The organism is Fodinibius salinus (genome assembly GCF_008124865.1).
Lineage (GTDB): Bacteria > Bacteroidota > Rhodothermia > Balneolales > Balneolaceae > Fodinibius > Fodinibius salinus.
Genome location: NZ_VNHY01000001.1, coordinates 1,059,528 through 1,080,204, shown reverse-complemented (window position 1 = coordinate 1,080,204; position 20,677 = coordinate 1,059,528). Strand labels below are relative to the sequence as shown.

Genomic DNA, 20,677 nt, shown 5'->3' with positions numbered 1-20,677 from the left:
CACCCAAGATTAACCGGTAGTAAACTCTTTTTGTCATCAAATAATCTTTTCCCGCAGTGGCGTCACAGCTGCTGCGGGTTTTATTATGGGTCAGATCTGTCAGTATTTTGAACCCTGACAGGTTTTTATTGGCAGAATAGAAAATACATTGCTATAACTTGTTTGTTTAAAGGATTATTGGGAACTTTGATGCCGTTTAAATTAAATCTAAATAACGTTTTTTAGTTAGTCGTATGTCCGAGATTAAGCTTCCAGAAGTAGAATTAAATATACGTACGCCCAAGGATCCGGTTGAAGTACCTATTGTTGAAAATAAGATATGTACCAAGGAGAGTAGTCCTAATTTTGTGCGTCACGTCACTTTTGATGTAGGCGGAACAGATTTAGAAGGACATATTCGAGTAGGACAGTCGGTAGGTATCTTGCCACCGGGCAAAAATGACAGCGGTCGTGACTATAAGTTACGGCTCTATTCTGTTGCTTCTCCCACAAAAGGAGAGGGGGGTAATTCTAATCTCGTTTCTACCACTGTTAAGCGAACGATTGAAGAACTACAAGACAATCAGCTTTATTTGGGAGTATGTTCGAATTATCTGGCGGATTTAGAACCTGGGGACAAGGTGAAGATGACGGGGCCCAGCGGCCGCCGATTTTTGCTACCTGAAAATGCGGGTGATTTCAACTACGTATTTTTTGCGACAGGTACCGGTATTGCTCCTTATCGCGGAATGATTCAAGAGCTTATGGATAGTGGGCATGCCAATGAGATTGTACTTGTCTTCGGATGTCCTTATCGTACCGACCTGCTTTATGCTGATTACTTTGAGCCGCTTGATGAAGAGGTAGGTAATTTTCACTATTTGCCTCATATCTCCCGAGAAGCACGACGTGATGACGGATCTAAAAAATATGTACAAACCTGTTTGTGGGATGAGTCTGAGCTGCTCGATCCGCTGCTGGATCAAGAAAATACCCTCATGTATATCTGTGGATTAAAGGGCATGGAATATGGGATATATGAAGCGCTGGGTAAAAAAGGCCTGGATCAATATTTGGATATCCGGGAGCCGGCGGCAGAAAAAGCACCGGACGAATGGAATGACAAAGATTTTAAACGATACGTAAAACCCTCTGACCGTACTTTTGTAGAGGTATATTAAAGGTCAATTACGAATTAGCTACATAGCTTTTTGTAGATGTTTTATAGGTAAGAAATTCAATATCCCGATCCTTTTGGATCGGGATAATTTATAAAAGGCCTTTGAAAAATACTTTCGAAAAATCATTCATATCCCATGTAATTTGTCTGATCATAAGATGAGTTCAATCGTTATTTTTCCTATCTTCAACGGTCTTCTAAATTATTAAACAAGAAAAATTAGCTGATGTCTCACAAGAGTTCTGCTGAAATCCGACAGGATTTTTTTGAATTTTTTAAAGAAAAGGACCATTTGCAGGTACCCAGTGCGCCGGTGGTACCGCAAAATGACCCCACCTTGTTGTTTACCAATGCGGGAATGAATCAGTTTAAACCGATTTTTTTGGATGAACAATCGGGATATAAGCATAAGGACAAAATATGGCAGCGCGCGGTGGACAGCCAGCGCTGTATCCGTGTTAGCGGCAAGCATAATGATCTCGAAGAGGTGGGGCACGATACCTATCATCATACACTTTTTGAGATGCTCGGCAACTGGTCATTCGGCGATTACTTTAAGCGAGAAGCCATCCGATGGGCTTGGGAGCTGTTGGTAGATAAATGGGGATTGGAAGCCGATCGCCTGTATGCCACTGTTTTTGAAGGTGATGAGGATGATGGTCTGCCTGTAGATCAGGAGTCGATTGACCTGTGGGAATCAGAAACGTCCATTAATCCGGATCATATTTTAACCTTCGATAAGGTAGATAATTTCTGGGAAATGGGAAATACCGGTCCCTGCGGTCCGTGTTCAGAGCTGCACATTGATATTCGTCCCGACGAAGAGCGTGTAGACATAGATGGGGCAGAGCTGGTGAATATGGATGACCCCAGGGTAATGGAAATTTGGAATCTGGTCTTTATCCAGTTTAACAGGCAACCGGACGGATCTCTCGAGGAATTGCCAGCACAGCACGTGGATACCGGTATGGGTTTTGAACGTATGTGTGCTGTCTTACAGGAAAAGAAATCAAACTATGACACCGATCTTTTTGAACCGTTGCTTTCGCACATTGGTGAATTGGGTGGTGTAACGTACGGTAATGATGAAGAAATTGATATTGCCATGCGGGTGATTGCTGATCATATTCGTGCTGTAAGTTTTTCCATTGCTGACGGAGCGTCGCCCGGGAATGACGGTCGGGGTTATGTAGTGCGTCGTATATTGCGCCGTGCCATTCGATATGGTTGGGATAAGCTTGATCTTAAAGAACCATTTTTCCATAAGTTGGTACCAACACTTGCCGAACAGTTTAAAGATGTGTTCCCAGTACTTATACAGCAGAAAGAATATGTGCAAAATGTAATTCGATCGGAGGAAGAGGGCTTTTTAGATACGCTGGGGCAGGGTATCGAACTGTTCCATGAGATGACGGAAGACAAAAATAAAATTTCGGGAGAAGAAGCTTTTAAATTGCATGATACATACGGCTTCCCCATTGATCTTACCCAGCTGATGGCTCGGGAACGAGGTGTAGAGGTTGATGAAGAAGGATTTAACGAACGGATGCAAGAGCAGAAGGAACGGGCTCGTGCCGCCGGTAACTTTAATGTTGACCAGTCCTCAAACAGTGAATGGATTACCGTAACAGAAACGGATGAATTTGAATTTGTGGGATACGATTCGCTTTCTGCTGAATGCCATATTCGATTGATGCGTAAAGATGAAAGCCAGCCCACTCTCGTTCTGGATAAAACGCCTTTTTATGCCGAAAGCGGGGGGCAGGTGGCCGATACCGGTATCATTAGCAATGGTGACGAGCACCTTCGCGTGCTGGATGTACAAAAGTCGCCTGATGGATATGTACATGCCGTAGATAGTCTGCCCGATAATCCCGATGGTAAATGGAAGGCAAGGGTTGATGCAGATCGGCGGCGCGAAATTCGCAAGCACCACTCTGCTACACACCTTGTACATGCGGCCCTAAAAGAGGTGCTGGGCGATCATGTTGCTCAGAAAGGTTCGTTAGTGGATGATAAACACCTGAGATTTGATTTCTCGCATTTTGATCCTGTTTCTCCTGAGCAGCTTAACGAGATCGAAGAGATCGTGAACAATCATATCCAGCAAAACATCCCAAAAGAAGAAGAGCGGGGTGTACCTATTGATGAGGCGAGAGAGCGTGGAGCAACTATGCTTTTTGGAGAGCAATATGGAGAAGAGGTACGGGTGATTACTTTTGATCCCGATTACTCGATGGAGCTGTGCGGAGGTTTGCATGTAGAAGCTACCGGAGAAATTGGGTACTTTCGATTTTTGAACGAATCTTCTGCAGCCTCGGGGATCCGACGTATTGAAGCCAAGGTAGGTAAAAGTGCAGACCAGTATTTACGGGCAGAGCAAGAGTTGGTGCGTGGCATCCGATCACAAATTGGTCAGAGTGAAGATCTTATAAGAGATATTTCGCAGCTCATGGAAGACCGCAAAAGCCTTGAACAACAGGTAGAACAGCTCCAGCATCAGCAAAGTGCTTCAAAACTTGACCAGTTTTTAAATAACCCGACGGAATTAGAAAGTGGCATTAAATTAGTATCAGGCGAAATTTCCAATGCCGATATGGATTTGCTGAAACAATTAGGGTATGAGTCCCTTGAAAAAAGTAATGAAGCCACCATTACCGTACTGGGTGCCAAAGATCAGGACGAGGGCAAGGTTTATGTGGCAGCGGCTGTTACTGAGGATTTAATTGAAGGAAAAGATTTACAAGCAGGTGCACTGGTTGGAGAACTAGGTCAAATGCTTGGAGGTGGCGGTGGTGGCCAACCTAATTTGGCTACGGCAGGAGGACGGAAGCCCGAAAAGCTAAATGAGCTATTTGATCAGCTGCCTTCGATCATTACAAAGCATATTAAATAGCAATTCTTTCCAATTGTTTTAGTGGTATTCTAACTCATATACGGTAGATTATGAATTGTAAGTTGTAGAACCTGTAATTTCCCATATTTTTGGGTATATTTTCGAACGCTTATTTTTAGAATTTTAATACGATATTGTAACAGTAAAGCTGCTGTAACTGATTATGGCTAAGAAAAGTAAAAAAGAACAAGATGTTACGTTTACCCCAACCGGAACGGGGATCCGCACCAATGGAGAGGTTGTTCGCAGTACAGAGTTGCCTGCTCCCACTCAAAAAAAGCACAAGTCACTAGATCTGAGCGAAGGTGATGTTGTGGACATGTTTGAGCAAATGTATCTACAACGCCGCTTCGAAGAGCGAGCTATGCAGATGTACCAAAAAGGAAAGTTTGGCGGATTTTTACACCTTTATATGGGGCAAGAGGCTATTTCAACCGGTTCTGTTTATGCGCTGAATGATGATGACGATATCATTACAGCCTATCGCGATCATGGCTGGGGACTGGTACGGGGAGTGTCTCCCAAAGAGGGTATGGCCGAGCTTTATGGGAAAGAAACAGGTTGTTCGAATGGCAAGGGGGGATCCATGCACTTTGCCAACGTAGATGAACATTTTTGGGGTGGTTACGGTATTGTAGGGGGGCATATCCCCCTGGGAGGCGGCATTGCCTTTGCCAATAAGTATAAGCAAAATGACCGGGTTACTGCCTGCTTTTTAGGTGACGGCGCGGTAGATCAGGGAGCCTTGCACGAAACGTTGAATATGAGTCAAAATTGGGAGCTCCCGTGTATTTATGCTATTGAAAATAACGGTTATGCGATGGGGACTGCTGTACACCGCCATTCAGTGGGTGAGCTCCACGAACGGGCCAAAGGATACGGTATGAAAAGTGCCGTTATTAATGGTATGGATGTGTTTACGGTTTATGAGAAGATGAAAGAGATTGCCGAGGACGTCCGTGAGAATTCTAATCCGTGGCTTGTCGAAATTCGAACTTATCGATATCGTGGCCACTCTATGTCGGATCCCATGAAATACCGTACCAAAGATGAGCTCGAAGAATATGAAAAGATGGATCCCATTCTGCGTATCAAGGATTATTTGCTGGATGAAGAAATCATTGATAAAGACAAAGTTGAAGAGATTAAAGATACGGTTGAAGATATTGTGATGGAAGCTATTGATTTTGCTGAGGAAAGTGATTTCCCCGAGAAGGAAGCACTTTATGATCATATGTTCGTTGAAGATGATTATCCATTTCACACATAAGTGTAGGATGTAATATTGGGATACCAATTTGTTGCATTGTGGGTACTATGGGAAAAGGATCTTTTTAAAAAGAATAGACGTTTTAAGTGCATAATTTCGAAATAAATAATTAGAAATGGCTGAGTTACAATTCAGAGAAGCAATTCGTGCTGCCATCGATGAAGAGATGGGGCAGGATGAAGATATTTTTGTGATGGGTGAAGAAGTAGCCGAATATGACGGCGCCTATAAAGTTACCGAAGGTTTACTGGACAAATATGGTCCCAAGCGCATGGTAGATACTCCTATTTCTGAGCTGGGATTTGCCGGAATCGGTGTAGGTGCAGCTATGAACGGACTGCGTCCTATTGTGGAATTCATGACTTTTAACTTTGCGGTACTGGCAGCCGACCAGATTATAAACCATGCTTCCAAAGCTAAATATATGACTGGCGGACAGGTGGATATCCCTATTGTATTTCGCGGACCCAATGCGTCAGCAGGTCAGCTTAGTGCAACACACTCAGTCTCGTATGATTCGATGTACGCTCATTTTCCGGGACTTAAAGTTATTTACACCTCCGAGCCGGCTGATGCCAAAGGTTTGCTAAAAACTGCGATCCGGGATGATAACCCCGTATTGTTTATGGAATCCGAACAAATGTACGGATTGAAAGGTGAAGTACCCGAAGAAGACGATTTTACCATTCCAATAGGTAAAGGCAAGGTCAAGCGTGAGGGCAGTGACGTTACGGTGGTAGCGCACGGCAAGATGTATCACGTAGCTAAACAGGCTGCTCAGCAGCTGGCCAAAGAAGATGTGGATATGGAGATTGTTGATCCCCGTACGGTTAAGCCGTTGGATATGGAAACTATTGTGGAATCTATTAAAAAAACCAACCGATGTGTGATTGTTGATGAAGCGCATCCCTTTGGTGGATTGGCAGCTGAGGTTGGTTACTTAATCCAGCGTGAAGCTTTTGATTATCTGGATGCACCGGTGCAACGTGTTACTTTGCCCGATACCAATGCACCTTTTGCCAAACCGCTTCTTGATGAATGGTTGCCGAGTGCGCAGAATGTGATTGATGCCGTCAATACGGTGACATATAGAAAGTAATTCTTAATATTGAATTTGTGGGTGGATTTAATAGGTGAATTCCACATTCAAAATTCATAATACAAAATTTTTAGACTCATGGCTGTAAAAGTTGAAATGCCCAAGCTTAGCGATACGATGGAAGAAGGCGTAATCGCCAAGTGGAATGTAGAAGAAGGAGATTCTGTAGAATCCGGTGATATCATTGCTGAGGTAGAGACCGACAAGGCAACGATGGAAGTAGAAGTGTTTGATGCCGGAACCATTCTCAAAATTCTTCCCGATGAAGGCGATGCCGTTCCGCTGGGGCAGCTTATGGCGGTAATAGGTGAAGAGGGTGAAGATATTGATGATCTGCTGGAAGAAGCACAATCTAGCGGTTCTGCCGATAGCGATTCAGATGATCAAGAGACTGAAAAATCAGAAAGTGCCGAAACCGAAGAACAAGGTGAAGAGTACGATCCGGTATTTGGTGATCTGGATGATAAGGGTAACGGCCAGGCTGATGATGGGCGTATTAAAGCTTCGCCTCTGGCCCGAAATATGGCTGAAGAGCAGGGTATTACACTTTCTAATGTGAAAGGCAGTGGTCCGCAGGGACGTATTATTAAGCGCGATATTGAAAGTTTTGATCCCTCACAGACTCCTGTGGCTCCGGCAGCTACCGTATCCCAAGAAGATAAGGAGCACCGCGTATCGCAGATGCGTAAAACGATTGCAAAGCGTCTGTCGGAAAGTAAATTCAGCAGTCCCCATTATTATGAGACTATCGATATTGATATGAGTGCGGTCTGGGATGCCCGCAAGCAGCTTAATGAGATTAGTGATACCAAGATCAGCTTTAATGATGTCGTAGTTAAAGCTTGTGCAACGGCCCTGCGCCAGCATCCTGATATTAACAGTTCGTGGCAAGGTGACAAGATTATTGAACATGGTGATGTTAATATTGCGGTTGCCGTGGGTATTGATGAGGGATTGGTTACGCCCGTGATTGATAATACCGACCAGAAGGGACTTCAACAGATTGCGGCCGAAGGACAGTCACTGATTGAAAAAGCACAGAATCGAGATCTTGCTCCTGAGCAGATGGAAGGCAGTACCTTTACAGTGAGTAATCTGGGTATGTTCGGTATCGAAGAGTTTACTGCCATTATTAATCCTCCCAATGCTTGTATTTTGGCAGTGGGTGCCATCCGCGAAGTACCTGTTGTTGAAGATGGGGAAGTAGTACCCGGCAAGCGTATGAAAGTTACGCTCTCCAGCGATCATCGTATCGTGGATGGGGTAAGTGCGGCCCAATTCTTGAACACCTTAAAACAGATGCTTGAGAACCCATTGGGGCTGGTTCTGTAATCAGCGCTGGATCAGTAAGAGTACTGGCACCGCAGCTGCTTTAGTTTCTTTGAGCTGTTGATAAAGTTGTTCCGCCTGTTTCCAGGTATTGAAGTCACTTATTATTACTGTTGATTCTCCGCTTTCTTCTATAGACAACTGTGGATTATTCTTCTTGAGAGAGGGTACACTCTCTTGCTTAAAAGATGATCCGGCTTCTTCAACTCTTATCTTAAACGTAAAGTGCATTTGTTGACCGTTACCGGAATTTTCAGTGGTTGTTGGACGTCGGATGTGGATAAAAGCATCCGTATAGGAGGTGTTATTGCGTATTTCCTCCAGAAGTGCTTTTCGTTTATCAGCTGAACTAAAGGAAGAATCAATATAAGTACGATAAATTTTACTGGGTTTATCGTAGGTTAAGCCTATCTTATGAGATAAATTTTTCTGCGCATTGTTTGCAAACTTTTGACCCTGCTGAAAACTAAAGTCAGCACCAAGCTGTATAAATACAGGGGGTACTTGTTGGCTATCAGGTAGCTTTGGTTTTTTAATGAGTACGGCGGTACTGTTATAGTCAAAGTTTTTATGATATGCTGTGGCAGTATTGATGGCTTTTTCCAGGCTGTAATTAGCAGTTCCGCGAATTGCAAAATATCCATTAAGTGTATTTCGCACTACACTAAAAGAATCTTGTAAAGTTTTTGAAGCATTGTCAGCAGCGGATTGAGAATTTTCTAATGTTCTAAAGCTGGCTAATTGAACAGAATACGTTGTAGCATCAGATTCGTTAGCGTGTTTGTTATCAGATACCGAAGTTTTATTACTTTTTTCGGTGATTTTAGGATCAGTTGTAGAACTATCCTTTGCTGCATCAGAATTTGAGTCGTCAGAAGCAGTAATTAAAGGTTCTGATTTAGCAGTATCAGCACTGAGAGGGATAACAGTAAAGCCCAGATTCTCCACAAAGTCTCCTTCGGCAAGGGGCTCAATGTTAACCGTCATCGTATCAGGAGAAGATTTTGATTTTAGAAAACTCAGCTGCTCACGGTCGATATACAGGTCATACCGTCCCGGTGGTATTTCATAGGCATAGAACGAACCGTCTGAGAAAGTGCGAATGGTTTTGCTAAAAGAATTCCGGTTTGATGAGTCTTTATAGTTGGATTCCAAAAACAGCCGAACCCCGCTCAGACTTTTAGCAGTACTGTCCTTTTTTTGTTCTACTTTGCCCGAAATAACGCCGGATTGGTAAAAGGGAATGGCAACGGTTTTATACTGATTGGGATCAGTGACAATAGAAAATTTGTCGGTATTAGGTACCAGCAATGGATTACTGAGATTCCCACGATTTATTTCCATATCGTAACGGTAATAAGGTAGGAGTTGCGAAATATAGTTGACTCCGTTTTTGATGGTCGTGCGTCCGCTGGCTCTTTTAAGTGATACTGCTGCATCATCGATAATTCTGTCCGTACTGTCCTGATATGATCCATCATTATTATTGTCAACAAATAGCTGAACGGCGGTACCGGATTGGCCTACTTGCTGTCTGTTATGGAATAATAGCTGATCAGCATCAGAATGATATCCTACTGAGCCGCTGATATTTTGAGTGATGGAAGATCGAGAGCCCGTGACACGAGCGGAAGTATTACTTCTCACCTTATTAAAATTAAGAGTGACATTGAGGCTCAGTGAATTAAAATCACCTATAAAATTATGTCCGAATGTTAGCTGTAGCCGACCAGTCTCCAACAGATTCTGTGATAGCTGTAACTCCGTTTCTTCTACTTTGCTTAAGGAGGGTATATACGTCCATTTGGCACGTAGAAACATTCCGCGAATAAAGGCGGGAATGTGATAACTTCGTCCTACTGAATAGGTATAAGAGTTGGTAAGCCGCGCAGCTGAAGTAGGGGTTAGCAAGAAACCATCTCTTTGCTGATCCTGGTATCCTAAGCGAATATTTAGGCGTCCCAAGCGCGTATTTACGTCCGTTCGATACCGCCAGAGAGATGATAAGTTATCTTCTTGATAGGTGGATGACCAACGGATATTTAAGGGAAAATCACCAATGTTCAAGGGCGTAAAGAGGTTTGCGCTGACCCGGTGATCATTACCGCCCACATTATATAGGCGGTTGTTGCCGGGGTTGTAATCATACGTTAGGTTCCAGCTGGCACCATTGCCATAAATGACACTTGATGAAAAACGATAAAAATTTTCAGAATTGATGTTTGCGCTCACAAGATAATTCGAGAATAACCGGGCATTGATTGTCCCGGTAAATGAAGGAGCTCCGGAATTAAACTCTGATAAATATTCGGATGATACACCAGCCGTTAGCCACTCCGTCAGCCCGGTAGCTGCCGAAGCAGCACCCGCAAATCCTCGTTCCGTAGTACCGAGGATAGGATTGTTAAGGCGCCCGCCGCTGATATTGTAGTCAATTTCTCCGGAGGGCACAAAGTCAAAAGGAATTTGAATATGGGTGCTGCGTTCCGTGGATCGGCCTGATGGCTTGAAAATGCGCACCGAATAGTCCGTACTTCCATAGGCAAGTGGTACCACAAAACGATAATTACCCGACTGGTCGGCTTCTTGGTAATCCACGAGCCGATTATTAAGGTACAGTTCTACTTCTGATTGAGGAGTAACATTTCCGTCAATGACATAACGGTCAAACAGGCGACGGGACTCTACAGGTTTATTCGAAATTTTGACGCCGGTAATTTGTCGACTAATAATACCCTCGGTCGTAGTTTGTCCTACGATACCGCTGCTAAAATAATTGTTGTTGCGTTGTACATATCGCCACCGCAGATTTGAGGTTGTAAAAGACCGTTGCTGATCAGAGATAGAGCCAAAAACTGTACCCTGTATATCGCCTCCCAGCAGTTCGGCTCCCATAGAATTATTAAAAGTGAATAGCTGGGAATTATCAGTATGAATAGCGGAAAAGTTATAATCTAAAAAGGCTCCGTTGAGGGTGCTGTAGTTGCGCTTGTATTTTAAAGGATAATGGGGTTGGTTGTAGAGCGGTTGTTGTCGGTCAATACGTTTGCGCTTTTGTTCTCGTTCATATTGGGCCATAACCGGCATCTTGTCATTTGTTTGTAGATCTAGGGTCAGGCTGTTAAAATTGGTGGTAAATTCAAGCCCAAACATTTTTTTAAAGACCTCCGGTTTTAGGAAATAATCAATCTCTTTGATGATAAAGTCATCAGCGGTGAGCTGAATTCGGGTATCTCCGGCCCGTGCTATCTGCTTCTTAAAGTTCAGTGAGAAGGGGGTATTGCTAAGGTAGTTACCGCTAATAGTGAGTTCACCATTGTTGACTTCATGCTGGATTTTCAGCTGCTTGAAAATATCGCTGGCAGGTAGGTAAAAATGCTTGTCTTTGTAATAACTGGTTATATATGAACTGACAACTCCACGATACTGAAAAGTGAGATATACTTCGGCAGGATTTGAGCTAGACTGCTGACCATATACAGACGGGCTGATGGCTAACAGTAACCAAACTGTTGCCAAGAAAAATATTTTTTTTATGGTTGTCCATTGGATCACTTAACTGTAAACTGTTTTTGAAAAGAGACTGGTTCTATTTGCAATAATTTATTTTGGTTAATGTCTCTTCGTTCAGATCTAATGGTTCCAGAAAGCGTATAGTTACCGGGAGGGATATCAGATAAATCCATTGTAAAAGTGCGGGTTAAAGTGGTATAAACAGAATTGGTAGTTGCGGTCTGATATACTTTTTGTCCGTCAGAATTTTTGACTGAAAGAGTCATGGACCCGACAAAAGGTGCATTGCCTGTTTGTTCCATACTTACCGCAAATTTACCGGTATTCGAGCTGTCATCCTGAGAAAAATTAACGGAATTCAGTGTAATTCCGGTTGATGCCTCTCTTGCTCGAAAATGAGCCGTTAATACTTGCTTTACTACAATATTTACTTGAGCACCAACTTCGCCCTCCTCAACCGATTCAATCGGAGGAGACACGGGATTTGACTTTACTTGTACCCGTGACCAATATCCGCCGGCTGATACATTATTTGGAGGACGTACGACGAACCGCACCGTTTGTTGCTGTTGCGGTTGAAGGGTAAAATTTTTGGGAAATACTTTTATCCAGTCGGCTATTGATTTTTTCTTTGCCATTGCAGAATCATTAGCAATGACAATTTCACCGTCTTTTGAAGTGGTATAGCCAAACATCGTACTGACTGATATTTCCTGTGCTTGTTGACCTCCGTTGCTGACTGTCAGGGAACTAAATCGATTTTGCTGGTCAAAAAATAACGCCGTGGGAGCAATACTTATCTGCGCTGCCACATGATTCGTTATTGCCAATAAAAAAAACGATAACAGTAGTGTAATTTTTTTCGGAGACGAGATATTGGAAGTCATAGGGTGTACGATTGATTAACTTCGAATAAAGCCATAATATAGCCCGATTAGTGCTAAAGAAAAAGCTCCAGACTTATTATAGCCTGAAGCTTTCCCTAAAACCAAAGTTAAAACTCACTCATAGTTAACCGTTGTTGTAATAGTTCCGTCATAAGTGCCGGTTGGAGTCCCGTCAATATCTCCGCCGGCCAGCGTACCGCCATAATAAATAAAATATTCACCAGAAGTTCCGTGAGTAGTAACAGTATTGCTGGAACCGGTATTGAGATCGGTAGATCCGCCGGCATTATTGGTTGTATTACCACTGTAATCCGCAGTAAAGCCAATCGTATTACTATTACCGTCATCTAAGTTATTTAGACTAGAAAATGAGATAACGATACTAGAGCTTGGGGCCGCTGTAATTTGTACTTCACCAAGCGAAGTTGTACCACCTACATTAGCTGTGGTATTACCTTGTGGGTCCAGGATAGCATCTGCTGTTTGTGAGTTACTGATTTGTCCAAAACTTAAATCACTGTTATTAGTGAGTGTTAAATCCTGAACAATGTCTGTAGAAGCATCTACAGTAACTTGGGCAATACTCGTTCCGGTTAAAACCAGAACAAATACCATAATTGATAATAAAGATATTGTCTTTTTCATAGTAGTCTATTGTTTTATTAAAGAGCTAGTCACTTCGTTAGTTACTTCCGTTTTTATAGTCACCTAAATACTGAAACCTAAATCGCTGCTGAGTCAAATTAAGGAAAATTCCTGCTCTTACGAATTTAAAGCGGGAAATTAAGAGAGTTCTAACCTGTGTAAAGGCTTGTTAAATACCCTTTTTAATAGAAAGAACATCAAGAGTCCTTCACTTATATTTATGACCTACAACAGTAGGTAGTTTGCCAACAGAGCAATTTTTCAGAGAAAAAAATATAGCAGGAAGGGCGTTTCCCAAAATTATAAATTTTTAATGTTTTAGAATATTGTAAATCCGATACTTCTATATTTTATCAACTTTTATTTTTAGTGAGATAACTTCCTCTTGAAGTTGGAAATAGTGCAATTCATACTACACAATATTGGGGGATCGCTACGTCCAATATTGTGGGGCTTGCAATGACAAGTTTCACATTGTGTGGTTTTGCAAAGAGACCTAAATAAGGAATCAGGGTATTATTTTTCTCATCTTGAATCTTTCAACTACAACAATAAATATTTATAGCAGAAGGCTTTGTCTGTTTCTACAGGTGAGAGATAATGAGCCACAAGAAAGTTTTGCAAAATCCTCTCACAAGTAAAGAAGGGAGGTAACTTGAATATTGTTGGATAAAGATTTTTTGCCTATTAACGGCTAAGGAATTGTACTGGTGAACTTTTTTACCGGCAACTATTTTAACTTATAGGTCCAAATAGTGCCGAAGTGGAGTAGGGGGCAAGCGGAGGGTAGTCGATAATTCAATCCTACATTGTAAAGCTTTTTTATAGGTATGTTATTTCTATAGTCAAATCATTTTGGTAACGACCTTCAGGAATGTTTGAGGTTGTCAAGGATCCATATATAAAAAGATATACGGTATTCCAGGGAGTAGAATTAGAATCCTTCTTTATTTGAATACTTTCTTGCTTTCGACTTAGAGGAGATGAATGCAAGGCATCCGAAATGTTATAGCCGTATCGGACAGCCAGCTTTGTTGGCATATTCTTGTTTACTGAAGGATTAGTATTTTCGAGTTGTGAGGGGAGGTTGACACCCACAAGAATTGCTTGTTGTTCAAGTGCTCTTATACTAAGTATTCCCATGGATAGGCCGCCTAACTCAATATTGTATTGTTTATTGTCAGTAGGCAGGGACTCAAATCGCAGCGGCCGATAAATCGTTGTTGCTATTTTTGAGTCTATCTGGAGGTTTAGGTCAAGAAATTGTGCTTTGGCCGTAGTTGATATCAGTAGAAACGACACTAATAAAAGTCCAATCCTGATCGCTTTTTTGTACTTATGATGCCCCTTAATCATAATTTATAGTAATTGTAATTTGGCTGGAATAACTTCCAGCATCTACATTACCCACATTGGGGATAGATCCATATAAATATAGATATGCCGTATCTTCTACTTTGGATTGATCAAAGGCATTAGTAGGCGGCGTGGGTGGAGGTCCCGGCGGCCGGTTTTGTCGTTCTAAGATAGGAAACTGTTTCGTAAATGAGTTATTAGCCGTTATGGAAGTAATAAATTTAGCCTGCCCGATGTTCGGCGTATCCTTGTTATTAGCATATGCAGCCTGCAGGTTAAATGGGAGTGATTTCTGGGAATCACCAATATGCGCAGGATTTCCGTTTAACAGTAAATTCCCTTGCCCCGAAGTTGTTACATCTACAATAACATCAATATACTCTACACCGGTTATATAAATAATACTGGCACTGGAAATAGGGATCGTAGAACTAGTTCCGCTACCGCTTACAAGCTGACCAAAATAGAGGGTGTTGGTATTTAATACACCTACCGACAGGTTATAGTTGCCATAATCGCCAAAGTCGATTTCTTGTCCGTAGCTAATCGAATGGCAAGTGATGGCAATAATAAGCGTTATAAAAACTGAACGGAGCATTAAATTGCTATGGAGTTTATTTCTATTATTTATGTCATAGATATTCAATTTCCAGGGTAAAGTCACCTCGGTAGTTACCTGGCGGAGCTGTTGAAACATCAACCTGCCCGCCTATCCAAAGATAGAATCGTCCCTCGTCATTAAGTCGGAAGTCACGATTTTCAGCGTTTAATTTCTCTGCCGTGGCTTGGTCGTCTCTGGTATTGCCAGTCACCCTGTATTGAAAGCCCACTGTTTGGGATCCACTTTGTTGAGTTAGTTGTCGATTTTCCAGAAAGCTAATGCGTATTTTATCATTTGGATTACCTACGGCAACCATTTTACCGGCCCTTCGGCTACTCTTTGGGTCAATGTGGATCTGGTTATTTTGAGGCTTTGCATCAGAAAGATTCATCGGACGGATAGTAATAATTTCTACGGAACTGACAATATCTGCTGACACGTTGATAGAAAATTGAGAGTCAGCATTTTGAGCAGTTACTGTAGAGAATCCCAATCCACAGCATAGATATAAAAAACCTAAAATGATTGTAATGTTCTTCATTGATTGTCTCCCGTACTCAGCTGAACCTGTTTAATGCCCGTTGATGAATCAAAATTCCGAATAATACAGCCGGACATACTTTATGTTTTTTAAGCTAACTATCTAACATAAAAAATGCGGAGGAGAGAATCCCCCGCATTAGCAAATTTTAAAGTAAATAAGAAAAATTTATAAAAACTATTGATAAGTACTTAGTCGTGTAAACATTCGGGTGTCTAATTTTTCATCGACAATTTGATCAGCATATTTTTTGGCATCACAATTATATTGGGCATTGAAATTTCCATTGCCGCTGAACTGTAGGTTGGATCCAATGTCAGAAGCACTTAAAATAGTTCCTTCAATGTTGGCATTACCCGTTGCTTTAAATTCAGTTTCATTTTCAAATATGACTAATCCTTTAAAATCAAACTGACCGGCAGTTTTGAGATCACCATCAATTTGAATCTCTGCATTATTTCTCACAATTAAAATACCTGCCCCGGTTGTATTAGAAAGGTTAACGCGATTCTCAATCGTGTATATCCCAGGATTATCGGTGTCGCTATTTGCCAAGTCTTTTTTGTTACTTACAGTCGTTGCTTCTGGAGCTAGCAATTCAATGAGATCCATAATGTCACTATTTTTAATATTTTTGTCATGAGATATCTTAGGATCTCCTTGGATATTTTCTAAATCTCCTTGGTCATAATCATCTATCATATCCGGGTCATGAACAGTAAGCCCCGGTTTATCTTTGCATTGACCAGATGCGTCATTCCCATTAAAGTGAATTTTGTGATTGCCATTGGGAAATGAAATATCACCACCAACACTACTTACCGCTCCTTCGTAGTCGGGAATCAAACTTTGGTTTTTGCTGATATCAAATGTGGTAACAATAGTATGATCAGTGCTGGCCCCGTCAACTTTGCCGGTAGAAGTAATGCGCAGGGTGTCATTATTACTACTCTTAACGGCATCCACTTCAGCTGTTCCATTTTCCAGGTTAAAGGTCAAGGTCTCTTCTCCCGGCCAGGTGCTATCTTCGCTAAACTTATGAAGGGCAAACTGTATGCCCGTTGAGGCTACATTTTCGGCCATGGATTTGGTTGCTGAGTTTGTGGACTGCGAATTCAATAGCGATCGTTGATCCGACATTCCCAAGAAAGTATATCCCAGGGAAATGAGTAATCCCGTAACGATAATAAGCATTGCTCTACCCATAATAGTACCTCATAGTCTTAAATTAGGTGGTGAAAATTGATTGTTCCAATAAACTTTTATGTATTCAGAATCAGTGCTATTGGCTCCGCCTACTTTTTCGGTACTTTCTACTGTTAAGGAAACATCAATATATCGAATCTTATCGCGTTCGGCTTGTCCCCCGCCAAGTAGAGAAGCAATAGCACTGTAACTAATTTCATTTCGATCTTTATCGTAGTAGGTAAGTTCAAAACGAGTAATGCCTGACTTAATTTTTGTTTGATTACCATCAACACTGCGAATTAGTACTTTGTCATCAGGATTTTGCGTATTACTTGCATCCGTACTGGTAAATGTCCATTCAATAGTTTCTACAGAACCATTGTTATCTATATCAGTTTCGAACTTGATGTAGTCGCTTTGGGCATCTTTAATAGAGCTTGAAATGCTGCCGGATGACGAATAACCAATATTGCCAATATCTTTTTGCAAGATTTTGGACACAGTATTGGTTTTCTGATTGGTGATTTGCCGTACTGTTAGCTTTGTAGAACTCTGTGAGAGATTTATATTCATGGTCAGAATACTTATCAGCAAGAGCCCTGCAATAATAAAACTGGTTGTGAGTCCTAAATTCATAGCTAAGAGGGTTAAGATGCTCTTTTATAGTACCTGCGCAGGTAAGGCATTTCAATTTTGATAGGATCTCCGTTGTTGTCTGTCAAATAATCACTGGTAACTGTTACAACCATCTTTTTAAACTCGGTGTAGTTCGTTTCAGATCCCCCGCTCATCTTAAAATCGGGACTTTGCACATATAATACCTTAATGCTTAGCGTAAAAACGCTTTCACCGAAATCGGGATGCCCCTGGGGACGAAGTTGCCAGTCAAACGTATTGGTAAAGGTGTGATAGTCATCAAAATCGTTAAAATCAGCTCTGGTTGTTTCACCTGAGCCCGGTCCGGTAGCGGAAAAGCCGTCAGGTATCTCTGATGATTGCAGTGGGCCACCGGTTGTATTTGCATCAAAGGGTAACAGCCGTGCTTCATTAATGAGGTTCTGTGCAAGTGTAATTGCTTTTTGCTCAGACTCTGTTTCAACTCCCTTTTTGCTGTTAAGCAATATCATCTTGTTTGACGTTATTAAAATCAACGAAAACAAGACCATTGCGGCCATCACTTGTAAAACTTCACTATATCCTACAATCATAACATTGCACTTTAATCAGGAGTTGTAGGTAACTTATATAAAATTGGCTGGTATTCCACAAGGATTATTCACTTTTAGCACCATTCAAACGATAAAAGATGTAAAAATGGATTTTATTGGTGCATCTACCATGCAAAACTGTTGAAATACAGGGCATCAAGTTCTCGTTCTCCTTTTTTTAGCCGAATGAATCTGGGAGTATCTTCCTTCATCTTTTTTTGGGGCGTAAAAATGAAGTAATTATACTTTAGTTTCTCACCATTGGCTGAAGATGGGAAATCAACGGTAGCCTCATAGATACTGTCAGCGGGGGCGGGATCTTTTAAATATACTTTTTTATTACCCTTAAGCGGAAAGACATTCCCTTTTACGTAAATACGATCCCTTCCCGGCACATAAATGCTGTCTTCAAGTTGTGGCGTTAGATTTACTTTAAAAGTAATTTCGGATTGAGCAGAAGAACTGCTTACCGCTCCGAGGGCTAAAAGTGATGACAGAAAAATAGTTTTGAACAAACAGATCGTCTTCATAACAATATTGTTATTAATCTATACTATTAGTGGTCTTCCTTATTCAAAAATTTGACGGGCTTTTCTTTCCAGTAAAGTCGTGCAAAGGTTCTTTCACGTGGATAAGAAGGAGGATGCATATTCTGCATACGAGAATCGTACGAATAATCTTTGCTATAACCCGACTGTATTTTTCCGCCACCAAAGGTTCCAACAGGTCCTCGTTTCTTCTGTTGAATACCACCATATAATTCTATAGTACCTCGGTTGTTACCATACTGGTGATGTTCAACTTCAAACGATTCACCAAGAGCCATAATTGTGGCATTAATTTCTACGTCTTTCGATCCGGAATCTTTATGTGCGTTGTAATCAACCTGAACATCCCCTTCACTTACAATGCCAAGGACATCAGAAGAATTTGGATTCTTTTTAGGTTCATGTGCATATTTTAAATCTCCCATAATTTCGACTTGTTCTTCTGAATGTAAGGTAGCCTGTCCCTTGATAGTGCCCTTGGTATGTATCTTTTTTGATGATGAAATAACGCCATTAAAATTATTGAGGTCGTAGCTTGTAGGTGACGTCCAGTTGCCCGAATAGTCTTTTTTCCATATCTCAACGGTTCCATTCTTTTTAAAGTTAGCGTAAATATCCTCATTAAATTTAAGCCCGTCATTTTGAGCATTACTTCGTAGTTTATCTAGGTCATCAGAGTCGGGCATAGGTCGTTCCCCAGAATTGAAGTTAGTGTCGTCATTAAACTGTGGGTCGTTTTTATAACTTGGGTGCCCCTCCCAGTCATTGGGGCTAGAGACAGGACCGTTGAATTCGGGAGAACCGGCAATATTAAAAGTCCCATTGGTATGTACGGGGCCATTAAGGACGTCACCGTCATAAAAATAAATATTACTCGCTTCCGTATCTGTAAAGTAAGAGTATCTAGAAAATGAGGGTCTTGTTACAGCTACTTCAGTTACGGCCTCGGTGCGGTTGGTCTTTACTTTGCTTACGAGCAGTGCCTTGTATTGATCCCAGTCTTTGATGTTATGGTCATCAGGAATATCAGGATTGTTGGAGGCGTAATCACTATAATCGAAAACCTCTAGCGAAACTTCAGCACCCATAAAATCGCTGGATGAAAATCCACTATTCCAGTCGGAATTCTTTTTCATTTCGTTAACGCCATAGTTCGTCAAGCTGTTGGCAATATTTTTGGCATCCATCTCTTGATGATAATCCGCCGTTTGCTCGGGCAAAAATTGCATACGGTTATCGATGGAATTCTGAATAATGCCAACAATAACGATCATTCCTGATACAAGTATTAGAAGTCCTCGTCCCATAATATTAGGTTTTAGTTTTGTGGTTGGTCAAATTGCAGGTTATTTGGCACTATATGTTTTTGCCAAACTGTTCGGGGGTAATTATCATCTTTTGACATAGATTCTGGCGCCTCATAAACTATTTTGATTAAGAGACTCTTTATTTGGTCTTTATCGGTTGTTTCTGTATTTCCGTAAATATCACTATATCCGGTAATAGAAAAGTCGACAACATTATACCTGGTTGGTTTATTTCCGTTGGATTTACTTACCGGTCCTACTCGCATAAGTACACGGTCATCGGGATTGGCAGTGTCTTTTACTTTTTTGTTTTCTTTAAATTGCCATTTGACGGTTTTTGTCCCGCTTCCATAAATATTGGCTTTAAAATTGATAAAGTGGGGAGGATTGAATGCATTTATCTTATTGTTTTCCCCAAAACCAATACGATTAATATCATGCGTTATAATTTTACGTACGGTTTCCATGTGTTTTTTACTATTTACATCAAGTGTAGTTTGTGAAGTGTTTTGCATCACTTGATTGTTAAACTGGAGCATGGTTAGCAAAAGCAGCCCCCCAACCAAAAAACTTGTTACAATTCCCATATTCATAATGATATTCCTCCTTTTATCTTAATTGGCAAAACTTTTTATAAGCTGTAGCTCTACGGGTTTAGAATTCATGCTTTCACTTTGTTCTAAAAAATTACTTCTAACGGTAACAGTCAATTGCTTATTCGTGACATTTGAACCAGGGATGTTAATATCTTTGCTATCTAAGCTAACGGTAAATTCCGTTGACCCATCGTCTGTAGAAACGGACACTTGTTTGGGATAAGAAGAAACATAATTGTTTAATGATGATTCACCCTTAATCCATCGAGCACGATCAACGTGGTCTTGGGCAACCGAAATAGCGTAGTGTTTAATTTCTTCATCTATTTGAGTTTGGTTATTGACAAGAAAAAGACGGCTCGTTTGTATTGTCAATAAGGAGAATAGGATCATTGCTCCCATCAACATAATGAGGTCAGAAAAATCGTTCATAAATCCAAATGGTTAGATATTAAAATTACAACCGCTTTTTATATACAAGATGACTGAACACGCTAAATGTTACAAAATTGATGGAAGAAAGTGTAAGAGTAT

Annotated in this window: 18 protein-coding genes; 5 read left to right on the top strand and 13 right to left on the bottom strand. The window is 41.2% G+C overall.

Annotated features, from left to right (window positions below):
- Positions 1 to 233 precede the first annotated feature (233 nt).
- From LX73_RS04840 to LX73_RS04820, 5 genes are all read left to right on the top strand, one after another.
- Complete coding sequence (locus LX73_RS04840; protein WP_148898331.1) at positions 234 to 1,160, top strand: ferredoxin reductase domain-containing protein; 927 nt, start codon at positions 234 to 236, stop codon at positions 1,158 to 1,160.
- 225 nt (positions 1,161 to 1,385) lie between these two features.
- Entirely contained in the window at positions 1,386 to 4,055 is a 2,670-nt protein-coding gene (alaS, locus tag LX73_RS04835; protein WP_148898330.1) for an alanine--tRNA ligase, read from the top strand.
- Between the two features lie 163 nt (positions 4,056 to 4,218).
- Positions 4,219 to 5,325, top strand: coding sequence for a pyruvate dehydrogenase (acetyl-transferring) E1 component subunit alpha (pdhA, locus tag LX73_RS04830; RefSeq protein ID WP_148898329.1), 1,107 nt, complete (start codon positions 4,219 to 4,221; stop codon positions 5,323 to 5,325).
- Positions 5,326 to 5,440: 115 nt separating this feature from the next.
- Positions 5,441 to 6,424, top strand: coding sequence for a pyruvate dehydrogenase complex E1 component subunit beta (locus LX73_RS04825; RefSeq protein ID WP_148898328.1), 984 nt, complete (start codon positions 5,441 to 5,443; stop codon positions 6,422 to 6,424).
- Positions 6,425 to 6,502: 78 nt separating this feature from the next.
- A complete protein-coding gene (locus LX73_RS04820; protein ID WP_148898327.1) occupies positions 6,503 to 7,756 on the top strand; it encodes a pyruvate dehydrogenase complex dihydrolipoamide acetyltransferase in 1,254 nt (417 codons plus the stop codon).
- Here LX73_RS04820 and LX73_RS04815 read toward each other — a convergent pair whose 3' ends face one another.
- From LX73_RS04815 to LX73_RS04755, 13 genes are all read right to left on the bottom strand, one after another.
- Positions 7,757 to 11,272: a fimbria/pilus outer membrane usher protein gene (locus tag LX73_RS04815; RefSeq protein ID WP_148898326.1), complete on the bottom strand. Its 3,516-nt coding sequence runs from the start codon at positions 11,270 to 11,272 to the stop codon at positions 7,757 to 7,759. It abuts the gene before it with no gap.
- Between the two features lie 32 nt (positions 11,273 to 11,304).
- On the bottom strand, positions 11,305 to 12,153 hold the full coding sequence (locus LX73_RS04810; RefSeq protein WP_148898325.1) for a fimbrial biogenesis chaperone: 849 nt from the start codon (positions 12,151 to 12,153) through the stop codon (positions 11,305 to 11,307).
- Between the two features lie 114 nt (positions 12,154 to 12,267).
- Positions 12,268 to 12,798, bottom strand: a complete 531-nt coding sequence (locus tag LX73_RS04805; protein ID WP_148898324.1) for a DUF4402 domain-containing protein — start codon at positions 12,796 to 12,798, stop codon at positions 12,268 to 12,270.
- An 822-nt stretch (positions 12,799 to 13,620) separates the two neighbouring features.
- Positions 13,621 to 14,154: a hypothetical protein gene (locus LX73_RS04800; protein WP_148898323.1), complete on the bottom strand. Its 534-nt coding sequence runs from the start codon at positions 14,152 to 14,154 to the stop codon at positions 13,621 to 13,623.
- Entirely contained in the window at positions 14,147 to 14,752 is a 606-nt protein-coding gene (locus tag LX73_RS04795) for a hypothetical protein (RefSeq protein ID WP_148898322.1), read from the bottom strand. Before LX73_RS04795 ends, LX73_RS04800 begins: the two co-directional genes overlap by 8 nt.
- 34 nt (positions 14,753 to 14,786) lie before the next feature.
- Entirely contained in the window at positions 14,787 to 15,296 is a 510-nt protein-coding gene (locus LX73_RS04790) for a DUF4402 domain-containing protein (protein WP_148898321.1), read from the bottom strand.
- 177 nt (positions 15,297 to 15,473) lie between these two features.
- On the bottom strand, positions 15,474 to 16,502 hold the full coding sequence (locus LX73_RS04785) for a hypothetical protein (RefSeq protein ID WP_148898320.1): 1,029 nt from the start codon (positions 16,500 to 16,502) through the stop codon (positions 15,474 to 15,476).
- Between the two features lie 9 nt (positions 16,503 to 16,511).
- Positions 16,512 to 17,120: a hypothetical protein gene (locus tag LX73_RS04780; protein ID WP_148898319.1), complete on the bottom strand. Its 609-nt coding sequence runs from the start codon at positions 17,118 to 17,120 to the stop codon at positions 16,512 to 16,514.
- 11 nt (positions 17,121 to 17,131) lie between these two features.
- Entirely contained in the window at positions 17,132 to 17,692 is a 561-nt protein-coding gene (locus LX73_RS04775; RefSeq protein WP_148898318.1) for a type IV pilus modification PilV family protein, read from the bottom strand.
- A gap of 125 nt (positions 17,693 to 17,817) precedes the next feature.
- On the bottom strand, positions 17,818 to 18,222 hold the full coding sequence (locus tag LX73_RS04770; RefSeq protein ID WP_148898317.1) for a hypothetical protein: 405 nt from the start codon (positions 18,220 to 18,222) through the stop codon (positions 17,818 to 17,820).
- A 26-nt stretch (positions 18,223 to 18,248) separates the two neighbouring features.
- Positions 18,249 to 19,547, bottom strand: coding sequence for a DUF4900 domain-containing protein (locus tag LX73_RS04765; RefSeq protein WP_148898316.1), 1,299 nt, complete (start codon positions 19,545 to 19,547; stop codon positions 18,249 to 18,251).
- An 11-nt stretch (positions 19,548 to 19,558) separates the two neighbouring features.
- Positions 19,559 to 20,134 carry a hypothetical protein gene (locus LX73_RS04760; protein WP_148898315.1) on the bottom strand — a complete coding sequence of 192 codons (576 nt, stop codon included), beginning with the start codon at positions 20,132 to 20,134 and terminating at the stop codon, positions 19,559 to 19,561.
- Positions 20,135 to 20,161: 27 nt separating this feature from the next.
- The gene (locus LX73_RS04755) at positions 20,162 to 20,575 is read right to left on the bottom strand and encodes a hypothetical protein (RefSeq protein WP_148898314.1); all 414 of its coding nucleotides are present in this window, start codon (positions 20,573 to 20,575) and stop codon (positions 20,162 to 20,164) included.
- Positions 20,576 to 20,677 lie beyond the last annotated feature (102 nt).

Coding starts and splice junctions, on each gene's coding strand:
- LX73_RS04840 (WP_148898331.1), top strand. CDS start 234: ATGTCCGAGATTAAGCTTCCAGAAGTAGAATTAAATATACGTACGCCC.
- alaS (WP_148898330.1), top strand. CDS start 1,386: ATGTCTCACAAGAGTTCTGCTGAAATCCGACAGGATTTTTTTGAATTT.
- pdhA (WP_148898329.1), top strand. CDS start 4,219: ATGGCTAAGAAAAGTAAAAAAGAACAAGATGTTACGTTTACCCCAACC.
- LX73_RS04825 (WP_148898328.1), top strand. CDS start 5,441: ATGGCTGAGTTACAATTCAGAGAAGCAATTCGTGCTGCCATCGATGAA.
- LX73_RS04820 (WP_148898327.1), top strand. CDS start 6,503: ATGGCTGTAAAAGTTGAAATGCCCAAGCTTAGCGATACGATGGAAGAA.
- LX73_RS04810 (WP_148898325.1), bottom strand. CDS start 12,153: ATGACTTCCAATATCTCGTCTCCGAAAAAAATTACACTACTGTTATCG.
- LX73_RS04805 (WP_148898324.1), bottom strand. CDS start 12,798: ATGAAAAAGACAATATCTTTATTATCAATTATGGTATTTGTTCTGGTT.
- LX73_RS04800 (WP_148898323.1), bottom strand. CDS start 14,154: ATGATTAAGGGGCATCATAAGTACAAAAAAGCGATCAGGATTGGACTT.
- LX73_RS04795 (WP_148898322.1), bottom strand. CDS start 14,752: ATGCTCCGTTCAGTTTTTATAACGCTTATTATTGCCATCACTTGCCAT.
- LX73_RS04790 (WP_148898321.1), bottom strand. CDS start 15,296: ATGAAGAACATTACAATCATTTTAGGTTTTTTATATCTATGCTGTGGA.
- LX73_RS04785 (WP_148898320.1), bottom strand. CDS start 16,502: ATGGGTAGAGCAATGCTTATTATCGTTACGGGATTACTCATTTCCCTG.
- LX73_RS04780 (WP_148898319.1), bottom strand. CDS start 17,120: ATGAATTTAGGACTCACAACCAGTTTTATTATTGCAGGGCTCTTGCTG.
- LX73_RS04775 (WP_148898318.1), bottom strand. CDS start 17,692: ATGATTGTAGGATATAGTGAAGTTTTACAAGTGATGGCCGCAATGGTC.
- LX73_RS04770 (WP_148898317.1), bottom strand. CDS start 18,222: ATGAAGACGATCTGTTTGTTCAAAACTATTTTTCTGTCATCACTTTTA.
- LX73_RS04765 (WP_148898316.1), bottom strand. CDS start 19,547: ATGGGACGAGGACTTCTAATACTTGTATCAGGAATGATCGTTATTGTT.
- LX73_RS04760 (WP_148898315.1), bottom strand. CDS start 20,134: ATGGGAATTGTAACAAGTTTTTTGGTTGGGGGGCTGCTTTTGCTAACC.
- LX73_RS04755 (WP_148898314.1), bottom strand. CDS start 20,575: ATGAACGATTTTTCTGACCTCATTATGTTGATGGGAGCAATGATCCTA.